Origin of the sequence: Flavobacterium frigoris PS1 (genome assembly GCF_000252125.1) — a bacterium.
Lineage (GTDB): Bacteria > Bacteroidota > Bacteroidia > Flavobacteriales > Flavobacteriaceae > Flavobacterium > Flavobacterium frigoris_A.
In genome coordinates this window covers 21,182-45,191 of record NZ_AHKF01000011.1, presented here as the reverse complement: position 1 = coordinate 45,191, position 24,010 = coordinate 21,182, and the positions used below count along the sequence as shown (strand labels likewise).

Sequence of the window (24,010 nt, the reverse complement as noted above, 5' to 3'; positions counted from 1 at the left end):
AAAATTAAAAAATGTCAATAGAAGCCATCTCCTTATCGGGAAGAAAAAAACTAGTCTCTAACAAAGAGATGACCTTTTGGGAAAGAATGTACATTGTTGCGATTGTCAAAGGTTTGATGATTACAATTCAGCATTTATTCACTAGAAAAGTTACAATTCAATATCCAGAGCAAGTTCGTGAAATGAGCCCAGTTTACCGTGGACAACATATGTTGAAACGCGATGAGCAAGGTAGAGAGAACTGTACTGCTTGTGGATTATGTGCTTTATCGTGTCCTGCGGAAGCAATTACGATGAAAGCCGAAGAACGCAAACCAGATGAAAAGCATTTGTACCGTGAGGAAAAATACGCTTCGATATATGAAATCAATATGTTGCGTTGTATTTTTTGCGGATTGTGCGAGGAAGCTTGTCCAAAAGACGCTATTTATTTGACGACTTCAAAAGTATTAGTTGCCTCAAGTTACGACAGAGAAGATTTTATTTATGGAAAAGATAAATTAGTCATGCCTTTAGATATCGCAATGCAAAATGCACAACTTAAAAACACCAACTAATGTCAACTATACTTATCATCTTTTGTGTTTTAGCTGCCGTTACTGTGTTAACCGCTTTTTTGACCATCTTTAGCAGAAACCCAATTCATAGCGCACTTTATCTTGTCATTTGTTTTTTCTCAATTGCAGGACATTATTTACTATTGAACTCACAGTTTTTAGCCGTAGTTCATATTATTGTATACTCGGGAGCGATTATGATTTTGTTTTTGTTCACCATCATGTTGATGAATTTGAATAAAGAGAATGAAGTTCACAAACCTAGAATCACCCGCTTAGGAGCAATTGTTTCCTTTTGTTTGATTTGCTTGGTATTGCTTACCGTTTTCATTAACTCTAAACCAATCGTTGGAGAATACATCAGTACAGGTGACGACTATCAATCCATAAAAGTTTTAGGAAAAGTACTATTGAATGAGTACATGGTTCCTTTCGAATTTGCATCAATATTGCTTTTAGTAGCAATGATTGGAACTGTTCTATTGTCTAAAAAAGAAAAAACAGAGAAATAACATGAACAATATTTTAAATGAAATAGGCATCGAAAACTATATCTTCCTTTCTGTGATACTTTTTAGTATCGGGGTTTTTGGAGTTTTATACAGACGAAATGCTATCATCGTATTTATGTCGATCGAAATCATGCTTAATGCAGTCAATCTTTTGTTTGTTGCTTTTTCAACGTATCACCAAGATGCACAGGGACAAATTTTCGTGTTTTTCTCAATGGCCGTAGCAGCTGCAGAGGTAGCAGTAGGATTAGCTATACTAGTTTCGATATTTAGAAATTTAGGTTCAATTGACATCAATAATTTAAAAAACTTAAAAGGATAAATTTCAATGGATACAAGTTTAACTTTACTCTTATTACTAGCTCCTTTTATAGGATTTTTATTTAATGTTTTCTTCGGGAAAAGTATCGGAAAGTCAGCTTCTGGAATTCTAGGCACACTTACTGTCGTAGTTTCGTTTGCAGCTTCTGTTTATTTTTTCATGCAGATCAATCAAACACAGCAACCAATCCGTATTTCTTTATTTGATTGGATTGAAATCAGCAATTTCAAGGTAGACTTTGGTTTTTTATTAGACCAATTATCAATCCTATGGTTACTATTTGTAACCGGAATCGGATCATTAATTCACATGTACTCGATCAGCTATATGCATGATGACGAGAATATGCATAAGTATTTTGCTTATTTGAATCTGTTTATATTCTTCATGATTACTTTGGTAATTGGAAGTAATCTATTGGTTTTATTCATCGGTTGGGAAGGCGTTGGGCTTTGTTCTTATCTTCTTATTGGATTCTGGCACAAAAACCAAGAGTTTAATGATGCTGCTAAAAAAGCATTCATCATGAATAGAATTGGAGATCTTGGATTGTTAATCGGGATATTCATAATTGGTTCTTTGTTTTCTACTTTAGATTATGACACGCTGAAAACAGCTATCGCTGGCGCAACAAATCTTAATATGTATTGGATTTCTGCTGCCGCTTTTGCTTTGTTCATTGGAGCTTGTGGAAAATCAGCACAAATACCTTTGTACACTTGGTTACCAGATGCAATGGCGGGACCTACACCAGTCTCGGCATTAATACATGCTGCAACGATGGTAACTGCAGGTATCTTTATGATTACAAGATTAAATTATTTATTTGATTTAGCTCCAGAAGTTCAAAATATCATTGCCATTGTAGGAGCTGTTACCTCTCTAGTAGCTGCAACTATTGCATTAGTTCAAACCGACATCAAAAAGGTACTAGCCTACTCTACTGTATCTCAATTGGGATTAATGTTCTTGGCATTAGGATTAGGTGCTTATGAAGTAGCGGTTTTCCACGTTATAACACATGCTTTCTTTAAAGCTTGTTTGTTCTTAGGTTCAGGTTCAGTAATTCATGCTTTACATGGTGAGCAAGACATGAGAAAAATGGGTGGACTAAAAAAAGTAATGACTATCACTTTTGTAACTTTCTTAATCTCTTCATTAGCGATTTCAGGAATCCCTCCTTTTTCAGGTTTCTTCTCTAAAGATGAAATCTTGATGGTTGCTTTTGAGCACAATAAAATACTTTGGTTCATTGCTTCATTAGCATCACTAATGACGGCATTCTATATGTTCCGTTTATTATACCTTACTTTCTTCAAAGAATTCAGAGGAACAGCAGAACAAAAAAGTCATTTACATGAAAGTCCTGCTCTAATCACTTTCCCATTAATTGTTTTGGCAATATTGGCAACATTAGGTGGATTGATCAGTTTACCAACAAATAGTTGGCTGAATGAATACTTGGCGCCTTTATTTACAAAAGTAGCTACAGAGGAACACCACTTTGGAACTTCAGAATACCTGTTGATGTTAGTTGCCGTAATTGGTGGACTGGTAGGAATTGGAATTGCTTACGCTAAATACATCAAGCAAAACCTAGTTCCTGAAGCGGATGAAAAAATCACTGGTTTTGCCAAAGTGCTTTACAATAAATACTATGTTGATGAAATTTATGATTCGATATTTGTAAAATCAATAAACGGTTTATCAACTTTCTTTAGAGATAATGTAGAAACTACTTTATCCTCTTTAGTTTTCGGATTAGGAAAAGTAACCAATGAAATAGGTTTTCAAGGAAAAAAATTACAAAGTGGAAGTGTTGGTTTTTATCTTTTTGCTTTTGTACTAGGCATTTGTGCCATCATAACCTATTTATTTTTAGCTCAATAATTTTATACTATGAATGTATCTCTAATATTAATTATACTTTTAGTTGGCGCATTTGCAACTTATATCGCTGGTGATAAACTGGCTTCAAAAGTGGCATTGTTCTTTGGAATATCAGCATTAGGATGTTCGATTGTATTGTTAAACCATTTTAACATGGGTGAAAACATTAGCTTTTTATGCCAATGGATTAACCAACCTAATGTTTCTTTTGCATTAAAGGCAGATGGATTAGCAATTGCGATGCTTCTATTGACAACGGCATTGACACCGATTATCATTTACACATCATTTGGGACTGAATACAAAAACTCAAAAGCTTTCTATTCGTTAATCCTATTTATGTCTTTTGCAATGGTTGGAACTTTCCTTGCAGCAGATGGAATTCTTTATTATATCTTCTGGGAATTATCTTTAATTCCTATTTACTTTATTGCTTTAATTTGGGGTAACGGTGATGCTGAAGAACGTAAAAAAGCAGTAGTAAAATTCTTTATCTACACTTTAGCAGGTTCGTTATTTATGCTTATTGCATTCATCTATTTATATCAACAAGCAGGAAGTTTCTTAATTGAAGACTTATACAAATTGAACTTATCAGCAACAGAACAGTTATGGATATTCCTAGCATTCTTCTTAGCTTATGCTATTAAAATTCCAATTATTCCTTTCCATACTTGGCAAGCAAATGTTTACCAAAAAGCACCAGCTGTAGGTACGATGTTGCTTTCTGGGATTATGTTGAAAATGGGTCTTTATAGTATCATTCGTTGGCAATTGCCAATTGCTCCACTTGCAGCAAAGGAATATATGTATATCTTCATCAGCCTTGGAGTCGCCGGAGTAATTTATGGCTCTATTGTAGCTTTGAGACAAAAAGATTTAAAGAAATTATTAGCCTACTCTTCATTAGCCCACGTTGGATTAATTGCAGCAGGTACTTACACCCTGACAATTGACGGATTACGCGGTGCAGTTTTACAAATGATTGCTCACGGTTTCGTAGTAGTTGGATTGTTCTTTATCTCTGAAATCATTTTTAGAAGATATGAAACACGCACTATTGCTGAAATGGGAGGTATTCGTACACAATCACCAAAATTTGCTTCGATGTTCTTGCTTTTAGTTTTAGCATCAGTAGCATTACCTACCACATTTAATTTTGTTGGAGAGTTTACCGTATTATATAGCCTTTCTCAAATTAATGTTTGGTTTGCCTTTTTAGGTGGAACAACAATTATCTTGGGTGCTTACTATATGTTAAAAATGTACCAACAAGTAATGTTAGGAGAGACAAATACGAAAGTGTTTGCTGATGTAAACTTCAAAGAAGGATTTGCTTTGGTTCTTATCATCGGAGTATTATTCTTTTTCGGGATGTATCCAAAACCAATTACAGACTTAATCACACCAAGTCTTGAAGAGATTTTAACTCAAATTAATAGAATTAACTAGTCAAATAAAAAAAATGAATACATTAATAGCTATAATAGGATTAGGTGTTTTATGCCTTTTATTTGAAATTTTCGAATTAAGGAAAGCCATTGTTCCTATAACAATTATTGGATTATTGGCCGTTCTTGGTCTGAACATATCTGAATTTAACTCTCCACAATCGTATTACAATAACATGATTATTGTAAGTAAGTTTTCAACTGCATTCTCTGGTTTGTTTATCATATTAACCGTTTTCTTGGTGGCATTGAGTCATAAAGTATATGAAAACCACCAAACAAAAATATCGGATTACATTGCCATTAAAGTATTTTTATTGGCTGGAACAGTAGCCATGGTTTCTTTTGGAAACTTAGCAATGTTCTTCTTGGGAATCGAAGTGTTGTCTATCGCCTTATATATTTTGGCAGCAAGCAACCGATTAAGTATAAAAAGTAACGAAGCCGGATTGAAATACTTTTTAATGGGGTCTTTTGCCTCAGGAATTATATTGTTTGGTATTTGTTTGATATACGGAGCTATGGGAACATTTGATGTTACCGAAATTAGCGAACTATCTAGATCAGCTGAGTTACCGGTTTGGTTCCCGATTGGGATTGTTTTAGTAACAATTGGTATGTTTTTCAAAATTGCAGCCGTGCCATTTCATTTCTGGGCACCTGATGTTTATGAAGGTTCTCCAGCTTTGACAACTGCTTTAATGAGTACTTTAGCAAAAGTAGTAGCTATTGCCACCTTATTTAAGCTATTGGCCGTGATGAATGCAGAAGTATCTTCTTCTTTCCAAATAGTTGTTGTGATCATCTCGATGGCCTCGATGACCGTAGGAAATATAATGGCGTTACGACAAGTTAATGTTAAGCGTATGTTGGCTTACTCTGGTATTTCACACGCTGGATTTATGTTAATGACTTTACTAAGTGTAACTAATGCTGCAGGAAGTTTGTTGTACTATACTTCGGCTTACGCATTAGCAGGAATCGCTGCTTTTAGTGTTATTCTATATGTTTGTAAAAACACAGAAAATGAAGACATCACGAATTTTCACGGATTAGGAAAAACGAACCCACTATTGGCTGCCATTTTAACCGCATCTTTACTATCTATGGCTGGTATCCCTATTTTTGCAGGATTTTTTGCCAAAATGGTTTTGTTCAATCAAACGATCCAAGCAGGTTATATTGCTTTAGTCATAGTTGCAGTTGTGAATTCAATTATCAGCGTTGGATACTACTTTAAATTGATTCTAGCGATGTATACAAAAGAACCTAATGAAGCTAGAACAGGAACTCCCTTTGTTATTTATGCTGTTGCTATAATTGCAATAGTTTTGAATATTGCCTTAGGTTTGTTTCCATCATTAGTTTTGGACTTGCTAGCTTAATAATTCAACACACAAATATACAGAAACCCATCAAAGTGATTTGATGGGTTTCTTGGGTTTATAGAAACTCCTAAACAAAAGAAATTTTATACCGAAAACAGCTGTGTAATCATATAAAAAAACTCATTTACATTTTTTCCAAAGCACAATCTCTTTACTTCCCCTATTGCACACGCAAATAAATTCATTTAATCGTAAGATATATGGTACTTAACGATATAAATAAGACAGTAGGCTATTATTATATAGTAAAGAAATTAATAAATGCAACTTTGTATTAGAAGCACTCAACACTGACATAACTTAAAGTTAAGAATTCAATATAATGTGAACTATAAATTTTAAGGTATCTCTTGCTCCTATTATAAAAGTTTTACTTTCTCAAACAAAAAACACCATGGAACGTAAATTAAAAATACAAATCTGGTCTGACATCATGTGTCCTTTTTGTTATATAGGTAAACGAAGAATAGAAACTGCACTAAAACAATTTGACCACGCTGATGACTTCGAAATCGAATGGAACAGCTTCCAACTATACGCTAACCCCATCTTATTAAAAAATGAACAAATGTCTGAACATCTAGCCAAAAAATATCAACAAACGATGCAATGGGCTCATGAAAAAATCGACAGTATTACACAGAACGCCAAGAAAACAGGATTGAATCTCGAACTACAAAAAGTAACCATGGAGAACTCATTCAATGCACATCGGTTATTGTTCCTCGCAAAGAAAAACCAATTATCAAATGAGCTCCAAGAACTGCTATTCAAAGCCAATTTAAGTGATGGAAAAAATATAAATGACCAATCAATTTTAACAAGCATAGGACTGCAATCAGGCCTTACTATATATGATATCGAATATGTTTTGCATACAAATGTTTATACAGAACAAGTAAATCAAGAAATTCAAATGGCGAGCAATATTGGAATAAAAACAGTACCATTCTTTGTCTTTGACAATAAATACGCCATTGCAGGAGCTCAACATGTAGCTACATTTATTAGCACATTAGAAAAGGTGTGGATGGAAGGCAAAATAAAAGCCTAACGAATTACTTGCACCATTTCGATTTTTTTAATGTAACTAACTTCTTTTAGAAACTGAATCCGCAAACCAAATACTAAATATAGCAATAGTTCAGTCCCCACATTAATCCAAAATCATCTTAAAAACCATATTAAAATAACTAAACTAAAGCGAAAAATGGGAACATCGACAAAGTTAGCCATTTGGCTAGATCACTCAGCAGCATATATTGTAGAAATTAAACCTAACCATCTTCCAATAATGACAATCGAATCAAAGTTTGTCAACTCATCTGAGCTAATAGCTTCCCAAAATCGCACCTTAAATGCTTATTATAATAAAATAATAAACAAAATAAAAGACTACGAAAAACTATTCCTTTTTGGCCCTACTACTGCCAAGCTAGAGCTATTTGATGTCTTGAGTGAAGACCACCGCTTAATGAAAATGAAAGTTCTAATTATAGAAACCCCTAATCTCCGTCCGGACCAGCAAGAGCAATATATAAACAACTACTTTGCTTAAACAAATAGAAACCTAGTTTATATGCAATTCACCATACAATTCCTTCTTTGCCAATAAAAACATAAACCACATTTCATTCCAAAAAAGAATCAGTACATTTGTATATACAAATAAATTCTAATTCAATAAATACGATAATAAGAATGGAAAATACTTTAAAAATACAAATCTGGTCAGATATAATGTGTCCTTACTGTTATATAGGAAAAAGAAGGATTGAAGGTGCTCTGGCTCAATTTGAGCATAAAGATGCGGTCGAAATCGAATGGAAAAGTTTTCAATTAGACGCTAACTTCATTGCTTCAGAAGATGATGATATGGTAGAACACTTGGCAACAAAATACCAAAAAGACAGACAATGGGCCCAAGAAATGATGGACAGCATGACTGAGAACGCTAAAAATTCAGGATTGGATTTCCATTTTGAAAAAGCAATTATGGCTAACTCATTTAATGCACATCGCCTGTTACATTTGGCTAAGAAATACAACTTATCAAATGAGCTAGAAGAACTCTTGTTTAAAGCCTACCTAACTGATGGTAGAAACGTAAATGATTTAGCTACTTTAAGTGAACTAGGACTACAAGTAGGACTGGAAATTAAAGAAATCGAAGCCGTATTGCAGTCTAATGCGTATGCAAAAGAAGTGAAAGAGGATATAACTGAAGCACAAGAAATAGGAGTGCAAGGAGTTCCATTTTTTGTTTTAGACAATAAATACGCTGTTTCAGGAGCTCAACATGTGGAAACTTTCATAAAAACTTTAGAAAAGGTATGGGAAGAAGGGAAATTTAAATCCAAAGTTACCATATTAGAAACAAAAGATGGCGACAGCTGTGGAATCGATGGATGTAATTAACCAAATATTGGTTTAAATTAAAATACATTTAAAATATGGTTAAAAACAATACAACAATCCGATGGGGAATATTAGGATGCGGTGATGTAGCGGAAATAAAAAGTGGTCCTGCTTATCAAAAAACAGAAGGGTTTGAAATAGTAGCCGTAATGAGAAGAGATGCGACTAAAGCTGCTGATTATGCCAAAAGACATGGAATAAGCCACTTTTATACTAACGCAGACGACTTAATCAATGATCCTGAAATAGATGCCATTTACATTGCTACACCTCCAGACACCCATAAATACTACGGACTAAAAGTAGCACTTGCGGGCAAAATTTGCTGTATTGAAAAACCATTATCACCAAATTATCAAGACAGTTTAGCCATTCACGAAGCTTTTAAAGAAAAAAAAACTCCTTTATTTGTGGCTTACTACAGACGCAGTTTACCACGCTTCTTACAGATAAAAACTTGGATTGATTCAAATAGTATTGGTGAACTAAGACACATAAGATGGCACCTAAGCAAACCCACTTCAAATCAGGATTTGTCTGGAAAATACAATTGCAGAACAGATGCAGCAATCGCAAACGCAGGATATTTTGATGATTTAGCCAGTCATGGACTAGATTTATTTGTATTCTTACTAGGAGATATAAAAGAAGCTTCAGGAATCAGTTTAAACCAGCAAGGATTGTATTCTGCCAAGGACGCTGTTTCGGCAAGTTGGCTTCATGAATCTGGGGTCACCGGTTCTGGAAGTTGGAATTTCGGTTCCTATCTTAGAGAAGATACTGTTGAAATTTATGGAAGTAAAGGTAAAATAACTTTTTCTGTATTCGAAAATGAACCGTTACTCCTTAAAAATGGACAAGGAGAGACTAAACTATATATCGAACACCCAGAAAACATTCAATTATACCATGTTCAACAGATGAAAGAAAGCTTACTCCATAACGCTGCGCATCCCTCTACAGGATTGACCGCAGCTCATACAAGTTGGGTAATGGATAAGATCACTGGGAATATATTAGAGTAAAAACTAGAAAAAAGGTGCAATTAAATTCGTTTAATTGCACCTTTTTTTAACTATAAATACATCTTTTACTTCCAGAAGATAGCATAAATCACCACAATTAATATCATTATCGCAAAGGAACAAATATTAAAAAGAGGACTAGTTTTGAACAACTCTTTATCTAATGAAATCCCTTTAGAATCATTATTTCCTTTATTTTGAAACAAACTAATTGTAATAATTAACAGCATGGTTAAAATAGCGGTATACCCCATTTGATCCATCCATGGCAATGTTGGAAAAACAGACTCTAAACCACTGCCTTCAGCCCAAGATTTTGGTCCTACTTTAAAGAACATTGCAATAGGAATAGAAACTAATGCTCCCCAAATAGCTGCTTTATTCGTAGTTTTTTTCCAAAACAACCCTAATATGAAGACGGCCAAGATTCCAGGACTTACCACACCCGTATATTCTTGTATAAACTGAAATGCTTGATCAATCCCGCCTAAAAGTGGCGCCATAATTACGGCAATTAATAAAGCAACTCCACCAGAAAGACGCCCTACATTTACAGTAGTCTTGTCATTGGCATTTTTATTGATGTATTGCTTATAAATATCCATTGTAAAAATAGTTGAAGTCGAATTTAACATCGAAGCCAAAGAAGATACAATAGCAGCAGCCAAGGCAGCAAATGCTAACCCTTTTAAACCTGCAGGCAAGAAATGCAACAACCAAGGATAGGCTCTATCAGCAGTACCAAGACCTGGTAAATTGTCTGCAGCTGCAGCACCTAATCGAGCCATAATAGCTGGATCATTTACCATCACATAAGCTGCAATACCCGGTATTACGACAATGAAAGGAATAAGCATCTTTAAAAATGCAGCTAATAATATTCCTTTTTGTGCTTCGCGCAAGGATTTTGCAGCCAAAGTTCTTTGAATAATATATTGATTGAAACCCCAGTAGTAAATATTTGCAACCCAAAGTCCACCAACTAATACTCCTATTCCAGGCAGATTCATATATTCTGGATTAGATTCATCCAGAATCATAACAAAACGGTCTGGTGCCGCGTCATATATAGTTTTTAGACCCTGCCAAACACCTGCTCCGTCAGAAACGGTATTTAATGCCAAGTATGTAGTAACTAATCCCCCGAGTACTAAGAATATTACTTGAATAACATCTGTCCAAGCTACAGCAGAAAGTCCTCCGTACAAAGAATAAGCAGCTGCAAAAAGTGCTAATCCGATTACGGCATAAATCATATCAACTCCTAATATTGTCTGAATCGCTAAACCTCCCAGATACAACACAGTAGTAAGGTTAACAAAAACATATAAAGCAATCCAAAAAACAGCCAAAATTGTTTTAAGGTTAGTTGAAAATCGTTTTTCTACAAATTCAGGAATAGTATAAATGCCCTTTTCGATAAAGATGGGTAAAAAATATTTCCCTACAATAATAAGTGTAAAAGCAGCCATCCACTCATAAGAGGCAATAGCTAACCCTAACGCAAAACCAGAACCAGACATTCCGATGAACTGCTCAGCAGAAATGTTGGCGGCAATTAATGAAGAACCAATTGCCCACCAAGGCAATGATTTACTAGCAAGAAAATAGTCCTCAGCATTTTTTTGATGACCGTCTTTATCGCGCGAAACCCATAATCCAACACCTAAAATAAGCACTGCATAGGCAGTGAAAACTAAATAATCTACAAACCCAAATTCTGTTGTCATACTATTGTATTAATGTTAATGAAGTATTTCAAATAAATAATTATGTTAACCCCTACTCTTTTGTTCCCATTCCCATGCACTTGCTATCCCTTCTTCAAGTGTAGATTTTGTTTTCCACCCAAGAATGGTATTCGCTTTATCCGTATTGGCATAAGCCGAAACAACATCACCTTCTCTTCTACCAACAATGGTATAAGGCAATTTTTGTCCGCTTACTTTTTCAAAAGCTTCAATAACCTCCAACACGGAGCTTCCTGTACCAGTACCCAGATTAAACGTTTCTATTTTATCCAAATTATTATTGTTTACCAATCGTTGTAAAGCAATAACATGCGCTTTCGCCAAATCAACAACATGTATATAATCCCGAACGCAAGTTCCGTCAATTGTTGGGTAATCAGCCCCGTAAACCGAAAGTTCTTTTCTCAAACCCATTCCAGTTTGGGTGATAAAAGGAACTAAATTTTGAGGTACTCCAATAGGTAATTCACCAATTTCAATCGATGGATGTGCACCAATAGGATTAAAATAACGCAGTAAAACAGCAGTAATGCCACTTACTTTTGTAACATCAGTAATGATTTCTTCCCCAATTTGTTTGGTATTCCCATAAGGAGACATGGCTGGTTTAATAGATGCACTTTCATTAATGGGCATTTCATCAGCTTGTCCATAAACAGTACAAGAAGAACTAAAGATAAAATGTGACTCTTCCTTTTGTTGCAATTCCTGAAGCAAATATATTAAAGTACTGATATTATTTTCATAATACAATAAGGGATTCGCTACGCTTTCTCCAACTGCTTTTGATGCAGCAAAATGAATTACATCGCTAATATCAGTATATTTCTTAAAGAAATCCTGAACAGCAGCCTTGTCTCTTAAATCCAACTTTTCAAAAATAGGCGTTTTACCCGTTATAGCAACAATACCTTTTAAAACATCCTCGGTCGAGTTAGAAAGATTATCAATAATGACAACTTCAAAACCTTCATTTTGTAATTCAACCACAGTATGGGAACCAATAAACCCTAATCCGCCAGTAACTAGTATTTTCATTTTTATAATTTTATTTCACTTCCGTTATTTCGAGAACTACACTTGTTCTTTTCAAATTAACATTCGGATTAACTCCTACCTTCATAAGAAAATCACCCGAAAAAACAGCATTAGAATCAATTGACGAGCTCGTACCTGGATACAAATTCAGTTCCTTAACTGCATATTTTTTATTTGGGTCCAATCCTTTCAAAACTACTGGAAGTGCGGTTGCAGTTAACATATAACGATTATTAACTAAATAATTAAAAACAACTGCTTTACTTTTGTCTTTATCAACATACATTACAGCTGATATATCATTTTCATGCGGATTTACTAAACGATACATATCACCATGCCACACTGTATCTTTGAATCCATTATAATTTTTTATCGCTTCTTTACAAAACAACTTATCAGTATCACTTAAATGACTCACCACAATATCAAATCCTAATTTACCCATACTGGCAACGTCAACTCTAAATTTTAAAGGTTGTTTTCCCCAATCAGTCACATGATTGTCAGTCGTAATAGAAGGAAAGAAATAAGAATAATCATATTGCATAAATATTCTTTCAATTGGTTCGGTATCATCACTAGGCCAGAATTCTGTGAAATATTTCAATAATTCATAATCGCCTCGGCCTCCTCCACCTGAACATAACATCATAGGAACTTTCGGGTATTTGGCTCGGATTCTTTCTAGCACTTTATACAAACCTCTAGTATAATCCACATATAAATTTGACTGTGGAATGCCTTTTTTATTTAGATAAGCTGAATACGCATTGTAAATAACTGCGTTACAATCCCATTTTATAAATGCCAATTCCGGGTTTTTTACAAAAAGATCATCAACAACCCCAAAGACGAAATCCTGTACTTCTGGATTCGCTAAATCAAGCACTAATTGGTTTCTATAATACACTTCGGGCCTTTCTGGCTGACGAATTACCCAATCTAAGTGTTTTTCATATAACTCACTTTTAGGATTTACCATTTCGGGTTCAATCCAAATTCCAAATTTAATCCCTTCTTTTTTAGCTTCTTTCACTAAATAACCTAAACCATGAGGTAATTTCTTTGCGTTTTCTTTCCAATCTCCAAGACCTGCTTTATCGTCATTTCTTGGATATTTATTTCCAAACCAACCGTCATCCAACAAAAACATATCTACTCCAATATCTTTGGCCCCTTTAAACAAATCAGCAATTTTATTTTCATCAAAATCAAAATAAGTGGCTTCCCAATTGTTTAACAAGGTCAGACGTTCTCCTTCACCGTCTAAAACTCTATACTTTCTTGCCCAATCATGGAGATTTCTGCTAGCTTCACCAGTGCCATTATTAGACAATGCATAAATCAAAGAAGGCGTTTTAAAAACTTGATTGGCAGGCAAAAGATACTCAGATGCATACGGATTAACTCCTGCGATAAGACGAAGATTTTTATACGAATCAATCTCAAAATCTAATTTAAAACTACTGCTCCAAGCTAACTGCCCTAGCATAACTGTACCTTCTGTTTCTGAAGCGGGTTTTCCAAAAGACAAAATAAAATTAGGATTTTGAAGCAACATTGCTCTTGTTCCTAATTTAGAATCTACGGTTCTAATTCCTTGCTCCAACTTTGACTCGATAGGTTGCATTTCCCTTAAATACTGTCCTTGAAAACTAGTCAAATAAAAGTCTTTATTGGTAAAATACAAATTGGCCGAGGCAAATTTCTGTAACAGCACTGGTTTTTTTTCATTGTGTTTTATTTCTGACCATTGTTCGATTACATTTTCTTTTGGCCAAACTTTATAAAACAAAGTCACCTCAAATGGATAGACTGGATCTTTTAAAACAATACTAGTAATAGAGCTATTAGCATCAACTTTTTCTGTTTTATGACTTACATATTTAAGTTCCAAAGATGGATTCCCGTCAGCATGTTTCACTTGAATAGCTGGTTCAGAAAGGTTCCAAGTTCCCGCAGGCGTATAGGCTCCATTATAAATTCCCGCATTATCATCCTTGAAATTGTAAGCCTCAGATATAGCGGAATATTCACTGACATTAGCCAATGGTTTTCCAAAATAAACCGTCATCAAACGGTTTTCATTATCTGTTTGTAACAACATCATATTGCTATTAGTCGCAATAGGTATTGTCACTTTCTGTGCCCATAAACTAATTGCCCCAAACATAAAAAATAATGTAAAAACACCCTTTATATGGATACACAATTTTAATTTTTCTTTCATAATAATTATTTTAAAAACATCTTTTTGCAACAATTTCAATTATATAACAGTCCTCTTTTATAATATATAGAACAGGACTGCTAATCTATTTATTTTCTTATTGGCTTAATAATAAAACCATAACTATATTCTTTGTTTTTCAATTGATACTGTTCGTGTGGCATAGCGCCCCAACTATTATCTCCTCCGAGACCTCTTTGAGCTAAGTCAACACAAATTACAACTTCATTTCGTGGAGTTATATCATTAGTATGTTGCTGTTTCTTAGTTAAACCCGGATCAAAATCTTCAGGGTAATTATTCAAAGCACTAACTCCTAGTGGTTGCAAGCCTTGTATTTCGATTCCGTTTCCAGAGCTATTTGTTAATGTGATCCAACGAATATCTGTTTTATATCCATTTTCTTGAGGTCGAGTATAAGCAACATATTGATCTGCAACTTTACTTTCGTAAATTCCTTTCAATGATGATGTATTTCTATCTTGATAGTTTTCCCAAGGTCCTCTTCCATAATAACTAAAGTTATCCAACTCCTTTTTGAGTGAGAATAGTATTCCAAAACGAGGCATTTCAGACAATGTTATTTCTCCCGCTTTGAATGAATTTTGAACTGTTAAACTTCCATCAGCATCCATCGAGTAAGTAATAGTATAAGTCGATGCAATATCTTTCAAGAAAAGATGTGCTACAACAGTTGTCTGACCAGACACTTCTTTCACTTCAATGGTGTCTAAACTACTAAATCTTCCCACAGTTCTCCACACATTACTGCTTATCTGCATATAATTACCAAAATCATTATCCGTTGGTGCTCGCCAGAAATTAGGAACTGGCATTTGATTGAAATAATTATTTTCTCCAGATGTATATTTTTGCATTAAACCTGTTTTCTTATTTATGGTTACTTCAACACCATTTGCACTTAAAGTAATCGCATCCTTAGTATCTTTAACAAGAGGATTTGTACCAGCCTTTGTAGCTTTAGTAAAATACTTGCTATCTCCTATAGAAAACTGTTCGCGCGCTATTTCAAAATTCTGAGGCAATAGTTCTGTTCCTTCTTTTGTGTAAGCGAAAATATTTAAAAGATACTCCACTCCATCTTCTGCAGTTAGTTTTGGCAATTCAATTTGAACTTGTTTTTTAGATTGAGGCGCAAGGCGAATATTGATTGTCCCTGATTTTATAACCAACCCGTTTTTCAAAACTTCATACTTGAAAAGGTATTTATCAAGATTGGTATAACCAAATCCATTTTCGACTTCGATAATTCCCTTATCCGGATTTACCCCTTTGAAAAGAATGTCTTGATACACTTTTTTTACTTCAAAAGCAGCTGGATGAGGCGTACGATCTGGCCATACTAATCCATTATGACAGAAATTTTCGTCATTGGTGTAGTTTTGACCTCCCATATCTCCGCCATAAGCCCAGTATTTTCTGCCAGCTTCATCAGTTTCTTCAAATCCTTGATCTACCCAATCCCAGATGAATCCACCTTGCATATTGGCACTACTGTGAATAATGTCCCAATATTCTTGAAAGTTACCGTTACTGTTACCCATTGCATGTGAATACTCACACATGATGAAAGGACGTTTTACATCTTTGCGTTTTGCATATTCCTTCATATATTCCATACTTGGATACATTGGACAAACGACATCGGTATTTTCTTGTTCCCCTGCTTGCTCAAATTGAACCAATCTCGTTTTGTCTCTATTTTTTATCCAATTGTAAGCCTCGTGAAAAACAGGTCCGTTTCCACATTCATTCCCCAAAGACCATAGAATAACCGAAGGTTGATTTTTATCACGCTCCACCAAGCTATAAATACGATCCATATGAGCTGCTTTCCATTCTGGTAGATACGCTGGATGTTTTGTTTTATCAAATGAACCTTGCAATTCAGCTCCCATTCCATGCGTTTCAATGTTGGCCTCGTCGACTAAGAACAAACCATATTTATTACATAGTTTTACCCACAATAAATTGTTTGGATAATGACTGCAACGCACCGCATTAATGTTCAATTGCTTCATCAACTTAATGTCCTTCATCATGGTTTCCTCATCTTGATAGTGGCCTGTTTTGGGGTTATGCTCATGAATATTCACACCATGAACCATGATTCGGATACCATTAACCAATAACTGTCCGTTCTTCAATTCTACTTTTCTAAAACCGATAGAAGTTGCTACAGTTTCTACAAATTTCCCGTTTTCATCCTTTAATGTAAGTACTAAAGTATAAAGGTTTGGCGTTTCATTATTCCATAATTTAGGTGACTTAACCTTTTGTTCAAATGTGGTTGACGAAACGGAATTAGCTCCTAAATTTACTTTTATTGTTTTTACAAAAACTTCTTTTCCAGCCGCATCCACTAATTTAGCTTCTACAATTTGATTGTTTTTTGCAACCGAATTGGCATTTTTAAGTTTAACATCAACTGATAAGCTTCCGTTTTTATAGGATGCATCAAGATCAGGACGTGCAAAGAAATCAGCAATACGGGTATTAGCCGTACTATAAAGATAAACGTTTCTATCAATTCCAGATAGGCGCCAAAAATCTTGATCCTCTAAATACGAACCATCACTCCAGCGGTACACCTCAACAGCAACCTGATTTTTACCTCCTTTTACATACTTAGTAATATCAAATTCCGTTGGGCTTTTAGTATTTTGACTGTATCCCACTTTTTCTCCATTTATCCAAATATACATCGCAGATGTTCCCGCTTCAAAATGAAGGTAAACACGACGTCCGTCCCAGTTTTCTGGCAACTCGAAAGTACGGCGGTAAGACCCAACAGGATTGTCTGCATGATTAATGAATGGTGGATTTTTGACAAATGGATATGTAATATTAGTATAAATAGGAATTCCATATCCCACTAATTCCCAGTTGGAAGGCACTCCAATTTCTTTCCAGTTGGTTGTATTAAAATCAGTTTTAAAGAAATCTTTTGGCCTTTCGTCAGGAGTAGGAGACCAATTAAACTTCCATTTTCCGTCTAAACTCATATACCATGGTGAACGAGTATAGTCATCTGCAATTGCCGATGCTTCATCTGCAAAAGGTAAAAATGCAGCTCTAGCTGGCTCACGATTAATCTGGAATACTTCAGGATTTTCCCAGTCATTGCGACTTGGTTTTTCTTGGGCGAAGACAATTAAAGATATAAAAGCAAAAATGCTGGTTAAAATTGTTCTTTTTTTCATGTTCATTATTTTTTTAGGTAACTATTTTTGCATTTAGTCTCTTTAATCTATAATGAATCAGCTTGCATTATATAAGTAAAGGAACCCTATTTTGTTTTTAAAATAGCACAAATGATTAATTGCTGTTATTATACAAATAACCATCTGTCACTATTTAATTATATTCTTATTAGTTAGTGGGTGTAATTATTTCGACACTGATTTTATAGGCTTTATTTTGTTTTTAAAAACAGTATCAGCCCAATGTCTACAACCAATTAATTGATTGAAAAACGTTTTTTTGACAACATCCCAAATTTCATTTAGTATCAAAATTTGCTACATCATTAAACCATTAAACTTCTGTAGCCGTTTTTTATAAAATAATAACACCCGAGAACTAATTATTAAACTCTATTACCAATTAGCATTTTGAGTCATCTTAGGATTATTGTTTAATTCACTTTCTGGAATAGGAAAGTAATTGTATTTGGCTGAGTAGTTATTGTAACCTTCTCTTAAACTTCCTTTGATTACTTTTTCTAATGTACCCCATCTTCTCAAATCATACCAATGAATACCTTCACGAGCAAATTCAACATTTCTTTGATGCATAATTTCGTCCATCATTTGGGTTTGACTCCATCCTGTCATTACAATACTGCTTAGCTTTGCTCTGTCTCTAATTCTTTTAACCAAAGGAATAGCGCTAGCAACTTTTCCTTGCATAGTTTGCGCTTCTGCAAGCATTAAAAGTACATCAGCATAACGCATTGCATACTCATTCAATTCTGATTTCCATTCTCCTTCATCGTTATTCCACCAGTTTTGATTTTTTCTTATCCAAATAGCATTTGCTCCAAATTTTGTTGCAAAATCAGCATTATAATACCTGCTTCCTGGGTAGTTCCATGCTAAAGTAGTAGTAGCTCTTGGGTCAAAATCTCCATCTACTGTTTTTTCTTTGGTCAATGCATTTAATAATGTTTTGGTAGGTAATAACTCAAACCATCCACCTACTTCTCCAGGAGCACATTCTTGAGCCATTGTTGTGGCTCTAGTTCTTTGTGAAGGTTCTCCTCCCCAAATAGTAGCTCCACCCACTCTACTGAACTGAATTTCAAATACTGATTCTTTGCTGTTCTCATGTTTACCATCAAATAATTGAGCGTAATCATCCAGAAGACCAAATCCATTCGTCCCTTCATTGTTTACTAATTTAGCAAATTGCTCTTCGGCTTTTGCCCACTCTTTCCTATATAAATAGGCCTTTCCAAGATATGCAATAGCAGTGTTTTTAGTTACTCGTCCTTTTAAAGCAGCTGGATATATTTCTGGCAACGGACTAGTAGCCGCTAATTCAAAATCTGCAATTACTTGACTCCAAACTTCTTCTTCAGTTGATTTTTCTTTAAAATAATCCGATTGATCTTTTACTAGATCAGTAAATATTGGCACACTTCCAAATTCATTTACTAAATTAAAATAATTCAATCCTCTTAAAAAACTAGCTTCGGCAACTAATTGCGCTCTTTTTGCTTCATCAATATTTTTAATTTGCGGAGCGTAGTTTATAACCTGATTGGCACGAAATATCCCTATGTACATTGCTTTGAACATCCCAGTAGTTTCTGCCGTACTAGGACTATTTTTATAGGTAGCAACTGCAAAACGTCCAGGGACGTCATTTCTAGCAATAAAATTTTCTGTTCTATTCTCTTTTAACTGCATGGCTTGGATTTCCCAATACCCTGCATTATTATTATCTACTAAAGTATTATATACCGTAGCCAGACCAGACTCTAGATCAGCTGGCGTTTGCCAGAAAGATTCTGTGGTTAGTTTATTTGGGTTACCAAATTCAAGGTTGTCTGAACAAGAACTTAGCGTTACAAGTCCACCCATAAAAAATACTATGATTAATTTCTTTTTCATTTTTGTCGATTTAAAAGTTAAGTTGAATTCCAAAAGTGATTGTCTTGCTTAACGGATATGATTTATAATCTATCCCTCTACCTCCAAGTCCAGTACTTGAAACATCTGGGTTATAACCTGTATACTTAGTAAAAGTGTGCAAGTTGTCACCAGCAACATACAATCGGCATCTATCAATCGCTAATTTTTGAGTTAAGCTATTTGGGATTGTATATCCAACTTGAATCGTTTTAATTCTAAAGTAAGAACCATTTTCAAGAAAACGATCAGAATAATCTGCTCCATTATCATTTAAATCATCAATATCCAATCTTGGAAAATTAGAATTTGGATTAAAAGTATAGGAATCTAATGTTGCACTAGAATAATTTATATTAGACCTTACTGTTGCTAAATCAGTATTATTACCATTATATATCATATTCCCTTGAGTTCCTTGGCCAGCTATAGTCACATCAATCCCTTTCCAATCAGCTTGAAGGCGCAAACCATATTCAAAATCAGGAAAAGCACTTCCTCTATACTGTCTATCAGCACCATCGATTTGTCCATCACCATTTAAGTCAACATATCTAATGTCTCCTACTTGTGCTCTAGGTTGGATTGGATTTCCATTTAAATTATGCGCATCCACTTCTTCTTGTGTTCTGAATAAACCATCTGTCTTAACAAGAAAAAAAGAATAAATAGGATATCCTACTTTACTATACGTAACTGCTGCACCGTGGAATGATCCACTAGAACCTGCAAGAATTTGACTTCCTGTACTTAAATCTTCTACACGGTTTTTAATACTGGAGATATTAGACGTAACTGAGAAATTAACTTCTCCTACTTTTTTATTATACGTCAATCCCAATTCAAAGCCTTTGTTTGAAACTTCCCCCGCATTAGTGTACGGGTCATTACTTGAACCAACAGACAAAGGAATTGGCACACGTAAAAGTAAATCAGTTGTGTTTTTTTGAAAATAATCAGCTGTCAAATCTAATTGACCATTCCACATTGACAAATCAATACCAACGTTAGCCGTTGCAGTCGATTCCCATTTTAAACCAATTGCAGGATATTCTTGTTGAATGTTTCCAATCCATAATGAATTTGGCTCACCCATTGCGTAACTAATCCCCGGAGAAATCAAACCAAGATACTGGTAATCTCCTATTTCTTGATTCCCTAATACACCATAACTAGCACGTAATTTTAACTCAGATATAGGTAAGTCTAACTTGGTAAAAAAATCTTCTCTCCCAATTCCCCATGCTGCAGAAATAGACGGGAAATTTCCCCATTTATTTTCTGGACTAAAACGAGAAGAACCATCACGTCTAAATGTTGCTGTAACAATGTATTTGTTGTCATAAGAGTAAATGGCACGACCAAGAAAAGATAGTAATTTACTTTCACTAGCCAAACCAACAATCGACGGATCTTCTGCTCCAGCTAGAACAAAGATACCATCAGGTAATCCTGAAACGGAACCTGAAATTGAACGGAATTTATTTTCATAAACCGTATGCCCTACTAATAGATTTACAGAATGTTTTCCAAAAGTTTTTGAATAATTCAACGTATTCTCTATTTGATAATACTGATTCATATCACTTCCTTCTGCCAAAGTATTCTTTAAATTCTTAAAGAAACCGCCCACTTCATAACGTGGAGTATAAGTATAAGCCTTATGTTCAGAAATGGTAGCTCCTACATTTAACTTATATTTAAAACCATCAAAAAAGCTTGCCTCAGCAAAGGTGTTTATTAATGCTTGATAGTAATCATTTTTTACATCAAAAAGATTTAGAGCTGCAACCGGATTGAATATATCTGTAACAGAACCTGAAGCTCCTCCATAACCTCCAACAGCGTTTTCATCATATATTGCAAAACCGGGAATCATTGATATTGCAGACCCCACAACATTACTTCCTTGTCCCGGGACACCTGGCAAATCTTTTCTTTTTTCTTTGGTCAACATTACTGTTTCACCAATTTTAAAAATCCCTTTCTTATATTCAGATTTAACTCTTAGATTAACTCGGTCATAATTTGTTTCTTTTATAACTCCTTCTTGATTAAAGTAGCTTAATGACATATTATATTTTACATTATCAGATCCTCCTGAAAGTCCCAACGAGTAATTTTTAATGGGAGCCGTTCTATATATTTCATTTTGCCAGTTTATTCCCGTAACCTCTGGATTTAGAGCAATATCCAATGGTTGTTTTCCCGCTGCGGTATAGGCCGCAGTACTTACTTTTGCCCATTCCTCTTGATTTAATAAATCTAATTTTTTAGCTACGCTAGCATATCCAAAAGAAGAATCAAAAGATACTTTCATATCTCCTTTTTTACCACTCTTTGTTGTAATTAAAATCACACCATTTGCAGCTCTAGATCCATAAATAGCTGCTGCTGAAGCATCTTTTAATACTTGAATAGATTCGATATCATTTGGATTCAAATTATTCATTGATGCAACTGCAATATCATCAACCAAAATCAACGGATTATTATTGTTTAATGATCCAGCACCTCTAATCTGGATTTTAGTTCCAGAACCTGGAGCACCCCCAGCTGATTCTACTGTTACACCTGCAATTTTTCCCTGTATTGCACTACCTAAATTTGTATTACTTTGAGAGTCTAATTGTGATGCTTTTAAGCCTGCAACAGCTCCAGTCATATCACTTTTTTTGATGGTACCGTATCCAATAATAACAACTTCATCTAATGTGTTATTTTCTTCCTTTAGTATTACATTAAGGATTTTTCTACTATTAACAGCCTCTTCTACTTTAAGATATCCAATGTATGAGAACACTAATATTGCATTAGGGTCACTTACATTCAATACATAATTTCCATCAGCATCAGTCATGGTGCTATTTGTAGTTCCTTTGACGAGTACCGAGGCCCCAATAATCGTCTGGGATGTCTTTTGATCAATAACTGATCCCTTAACCGTGTTTTGAGCTTGCAAACTAACACAAGAAATCAAAATAAAAAGGGACAAAGTTAGTCTAGACATCAGGAAAGATTTAATCCTCAAAATCTGATTTACGTTCTTCATGGTTTTCATAAATTCATGTTTTTAATAATTGGTTGGTTAATATTTTTTTTGCTTAATTTTTCCTTTAAAAAAACACAAAAATTTTGCAGCCCTCCTTAAAAAAAGAGGGAATTTAAATTGAGCTTTAATTCAATTTTTAAGTGTGTATTTTAAAAGATTTTTTTCTATAGACGCGTTTTATAATGAAGTTCTGATTGGTTTTTCAGAAATTCCGCACTTTTCTCAGGGGTAATGTCTCTTTGTGATTCTCCCATCATCTCATACCCTACCATGAATTTTTTTACGGTTGCAGAACGTAATAACGGTGGGTAAAAATGCATATGAAACTGCCATTCCAAATGTTCCTCACCATCAGTTGGAGCTTGATGAATTCCAGATGAATAAGGAAATGACGTTTCAAAAAGGTTGTCGTATTTAATTGTTAATTGCTTTAAAATAGTTGCAAAACCGGATACCTCATCTTCAGTAAAATCAGTGATTTTAGTCAAATGACGCTTACTAATTATCATCGTTTCATAAGGCCAAATAGCCCAAAAAGGAACCAATGCTACAAAATGATCATTTTCAATTACAATACGCTCTTTTAATTTTAGCTCTTCTTTTAAATAATCCTGTAATAAGTTACTTCCGTTTTTGTCTAAATATGCTTTTAAATTATTTTGTGTTTTCGCTACTTCGGTTGGTAAAGAGGATTGTGCCCATATTTGCCCGTGAGGATGCGGGTTACTGCAACCCATTACACTTCCTTTATTTTCAAAGATCTGAACGTGATTTATATAATCAACACTGCCTAAATCCGTATATTCTTTTTGCCAAGTATAAATAATATTTTCAATACCTTCAACTGGCATTTCAGGCAAAGTCAAGTTGTGTTTTGGCGAAAAACAAACTACTCGAGAAATGCCTCTTTCCGGTTTTGCTTTAAAAAAAGTGTCCTTTTTATTTTCTTCAAAAGCAATTTCCTCTTGCTTTAAAGCCGCAAAATCATTTTCGAAAACAAAAGCATTTTCGTATGATGGATTTACTTCTCCATTGGCACGTACATTGCCTGGACATAAGTAACATTTTGGGTCATATTCCGGCAAAGAACCTGAGGTCACTTTTTCATTTTGACCTTGCCAAGGACGTTTCGCACGATGTGGAGATACTAAAACCCATTCATTGATTAATGGATTATAGCGTCTGTGCGGATCTTCATTGATATCAAAATTTCTCAT

Annotated in this window: 17 protein-coding genes; 10 read left to right on the top strand and 7 right to left on the bottom strand. The window is 34.6% G+C overall.

Features of this window, described 5'->3' with window-relative positions; translation table 11 throughout:
• The first annotated feature begins 11 nt into the window (after nucleotides 1-11).
• The 10 genes from HJ01_RS04190 (at nucleotide 12) to HJ01_RS04145 (ending at nucleotide 9,563) form a co-directional block, all read left to right on the top strand.
• Entirely contained in the window at nucleotides 12-557 is a 546-nt protein-coding gene (locus HJ01_RS04190) for a NuoI/complex I 23 kDa subunit family protein (protein ID WP_007137057.1), read from the top strand.
• Entirely contained in the window at nucleotides 557-1,069 is a 513-nt protein-coding gene (locus HJ01_RS04185) for an NADH-quinone oxidoreductase subunit J (protein ID WP_007137056.1), read from the top strand. The genes HJ01_RS04190 and HJ01_RS04185 overlap by 1 nt, the downstream gene beginning before the upstream one ends.
• A 1-nt stretch (nucleotide 1,070) precedes the next feature.
• Nucleotides 1,071-1,391, top strand: a complete 321-nt coding sequence (gene nuoK, locus HJ01_RS04180) for an NADH-quinone oxidoreductase subunit NuoK (protein ID WP_007137055.1) — start codon at nucleotides 1,071-1,073, stop codon at nucleotides 1,389-1,391.
• Between the two features lie 6 nt (nucleotides 1,392-1,397).
• Nucleotides 1,398-3,281: an NADH-quinone oxidoreductase subunit L gene (gene nuoL / locus HJ01_RS04175; RefSeq protein WP_007137054.1), complete on the top strand. Its 1,884-nt coding sequence runs from the start codon at nucleotides 1,398-1,400 to the stop codon at nucleotides 3,279-3,281.
• 9 nt (nucleotides 3,282-3,290) lie between these two features.
• The gene (locus tag HJ01_RS04170; protein WP_007137053.1) at nucleotides 3,291-4,733 is read left to right on the top strand and encodes a NuoM family protein; all 1,443 of its coding nucleotides are present in this window, start codon (nucleotides 3,291-3,293) and stop codon (nucleotides 4,731-4,733) included.
• 13 nt (nucleotides 4,734-4,746) lie between these two features.
• Nucleotides 4,747-6,117, top strand: coding sequence for an NADH-quinone oxidoreductase subunit N (locus tag HJ01_RS04165; protein ID WP_007137052.1), 1,371 nt, complete (start codon nucleotides 4,747-4,749; stop codon nucleotides 6,115-6,117).
• Nucleotides 6,118-6,514: 397 nt separating this feature from the next.
• The gene (locus HJ01_RS04160; protein WP_007137051.1) at nucleotides 6,515-7,174 is read left to right on the top strand and encodes a DsbA family oxidoreductase; all 660 of its coding nucleotides are present in this window, start codon (nucleotides 6,515-6,517) and stop codon (nucleotides 7,172-7,174) included.
• 156 nt (nucleotides 7,175-7,330) lie between these two features.
• Nucleotides 7,331-7,678 carry a hypothetical protein gene (locus HJ01_RS04155; protein ID WP_007137050.1) on the top strand — a complete coding sequence of 116 codons (348 nt, stop codon included), beginning with the start codon at nucleotides 7,331-7,333 and terminating at the stop codon, nucleotides 7,676-7,678.
• A 143-nt stretch (nucleotides 7,679-7,821) separates the two neighbouring features.
• A complete protein-coding gene (locus tag HJ01_RS04150) occupies nucleotides 7,822-8,538 on the top strand; it encodes a DsbA family protein (RefSeq protein ID WP_007137049.1) in 717 nt (238 codons plus the stop codon).
• A gap of 35 nt (nucleotides 8,539-8,573) precedes the next feature.
• Nucleotides 8,574-9,563 carry a Gfo/Idh/MocA family protein gene (locus HJ01_RS04145; protein ID WP_007137048.1) on the top strand — a complete coding sequence of 330 codons (990 nt, stop codon included), beginning with the start codon at nucleotides 8,574-8,576 and terminating at the stop codon, nucleotides 9,561-9,563.
• A 65-nt stretch (nucleotides 9,564-9,628) separates the two neighbouring features.
• Here HJ01_RS04145 and HJ01_RS04140 read toward each other — a convergent pair whose 3' ends face one another.
• The 7 genes from HJ01_RS04140 to galT all read right to left on the bottom strand — a co-directional run bounded on the left by HJ01_RS04140 (nucleotide 9,629) and on the right by galT (nucleotide 24,010).
• Nucleotides 9,629-11,293: a sodium/sugar symporter gene (locus HJ01_RS04140; RefSeq protein ID WP_007137047.1), complete on the bottom strand. Its 1,665-nt coding sequence runs from the start codon at nucleotides 11,291-11,293 to the stop codon at nucleotides 9,629-9,631.
• A gap of 45 nt (nucleotides 11,294-11,338) precedes the next feature.
• Nucleotides 11,339-12,352: a UDP-glucose 4-epimerase GalE gene (galE, locus tag HJ01_RS04135; protein WP_007137046.1), complete on the bottom strand. Its 1,014-nt coding sequence runs from the start codon at nucleotides 12,350-12,352 to the stop codon at nucleotides 11,339-11,341.
• Nucleotides 12,353-12,362: 10 nt separating this feature from the next.
• Nucleotides 12,363-14,585 (bottom strand): alpha-galactosidase, encoded by a 2,223-nt coding sequence (locus tag HJ01_RS04130; protein ID WP_007137045.1) that lies wholly within the window; start codon nucleotides 14,583-14,585, stop codon nucleotides 12,363-12,365.
• A gap of 89 nt (nucleotides 14,586-14,674) precedes the next feature.
• The gene (locus HJ01_RS04125; protein ID WP_050855211.1) at nucleotides 14,675-17,809 is read right to left on the bottom strand and encodes a glycoside hydrolase family 2 TIM barrel-domain containing protein; all 3,135 of its coding nucleotides are present in this window, start codon (nucleotides 17,807-17,809) and stop codon (nucleotides 14,675-14,677) included.
• A 396-nt stretch (nucleotides 17,810-18,205) separates the two neighbouring features.
• Nucleotides 18,206-19,723 carry a RagB/SusD family nutrient uptake outer membrane protein gene (locus HJ01_RS04120; protein ID WP_007137042.1) on the bottom strand — a complete coding sequence of 506 codons (1,518 nt, stop codon included), beginning with the start codon at nucleotides 19,721-19,723 and terminating at the stop codon, nucleotides 18,206-18,208.
• 10 nt (nucleotides 19,724-19,733) lie between these two features.
• Entirely contained in the window at nucleotides 19,734-22,751 is a 3,018-nt protein-coding gene (locus tag HJ01_RS04115) for a SusC/RagA family TonB-linked outer membrane protein (protein WP_007137041.1), read from the bottom strand.
• A gap of 206 nt (nucleotides 22,752-22,957) precedes the next feature.
• Entirely contained in the window at nucleotides 22,958-24,010 is a 1,053-nt protein-coding gene (gene galT / locus HJ01_RS04110; protein WP_007137040.1) for a galactose-1-phosphate uridylyltransferase, read from the bottom strand.

Coding starts and splice junctions, on each gene's coding strand:
- HJ01_RS04130 (WP_007137045.1), bottom strand. CDS start 14,585: ATGAAAGAAAAATTAAAATTGTGTATCCATATAAAGGGTGTTTTTACA.
- HJ01_RS04150 (WP_007137049.1), top strand. CDS start 7,822: ATGGAAAATACTTTAAAAATACAAATCTGGTCAGATATAATGTGTCCT.
- nuoK (WP_007137055.1), top strand. CDS start 1,071: ATGAACAATATTTTAAATGAAATAGGCATCGAAAACTATATCTTCCTT.
- HJ01_RS04190 (WP_007137057.1), top strand. CDS start 12: ATGTCAATAGAAGCCATCTCCTTATCGGGAAGAAAAAAACTAGTCTCT.
- nuoL (WP_007137054.1), top strand. CDS start 1,398: ATGGATACAAGTTTAACTTTACTCTTATTACTAGCTCCTTTTATAGGA.
- HJ01_RS04115 (WP_007137041.1), bottom strand. CDS start 22,751: ATGTCTAGACTAACTTTGTCCCTTTTTATTTTGATTTCTTGTGTTAGT.
- galT (WP_007137040.1), bottom strand. CDS start 24,010: ATGAGAAATTTTGATATCAATGAAGATCCGCACAGACGCTATAATCCA.
- HJ01_RS04140 (WP_007137047.1), bottom strand. CDS start 11,293: ATGACAACAGAATTTGGGTTTGTAGATTATTTAGTTTTCACTGCCTAT.
- HJ01_RS04160 (WP_007137051.1), top strand. CDS start 6,515: ATGGAACGTAAATTAAAAATACAAATCTGGTCTGACATCATGTGTCCT.
- galE (WP_007137046.1), bottom strand. CDS start 12,352: ATGAAAATACTAGTTACTGGCGGATTAGGGTTTATTGGTTCCCATACT.
- HJ01_RS04165 (WP_007137052.1), top strand. CDS start 4,747: ATGAATACATTAATAGCTATAATAGGATTAGGTGTTTTATGCCTTTTA.
- HJ01_RS04120 (WP_007137042.1), bottom strand. CDS start 19,723: ATGAAAAAGAAATTAATCATAGTATTTTTTATGGGTGGACTTGTAACG.
- HJ01_RS04125 (WP_050855211.1), bottom strand. CDS start 17,809: ATGAAAAAAAGAACAATTTTAACCAGCATTTTTGCTTTTATATCTTTA.
- HJ01_RS04170 (WP_007137053.1), top strand. CDS start 3,291: ATGAATGTATCTCTAATATTAATTATACTTTTAGTTGGCGCATTTGCA.
- HJ01_RS04185 (WP_007137056.1), top strand. CDS start 557: ATGTCAACTATACTTATCATCTTTTGTGTTTTAGCTGCCGTTACTGTG.
- HJ01_RS04145 (WP_007137048.1), top strand. CDS start 8,574: ATGGTTAAAAACAATACAACAATCCGATGGGGAATATTAGGATGCGGT.
- HJ01_RS04155 (WP_007137050.1), top strand. CDS start 7,331: ATGGGAACATCGACAAAGTTAGCCATTTGGCTAGATCACTCAGCAGCA.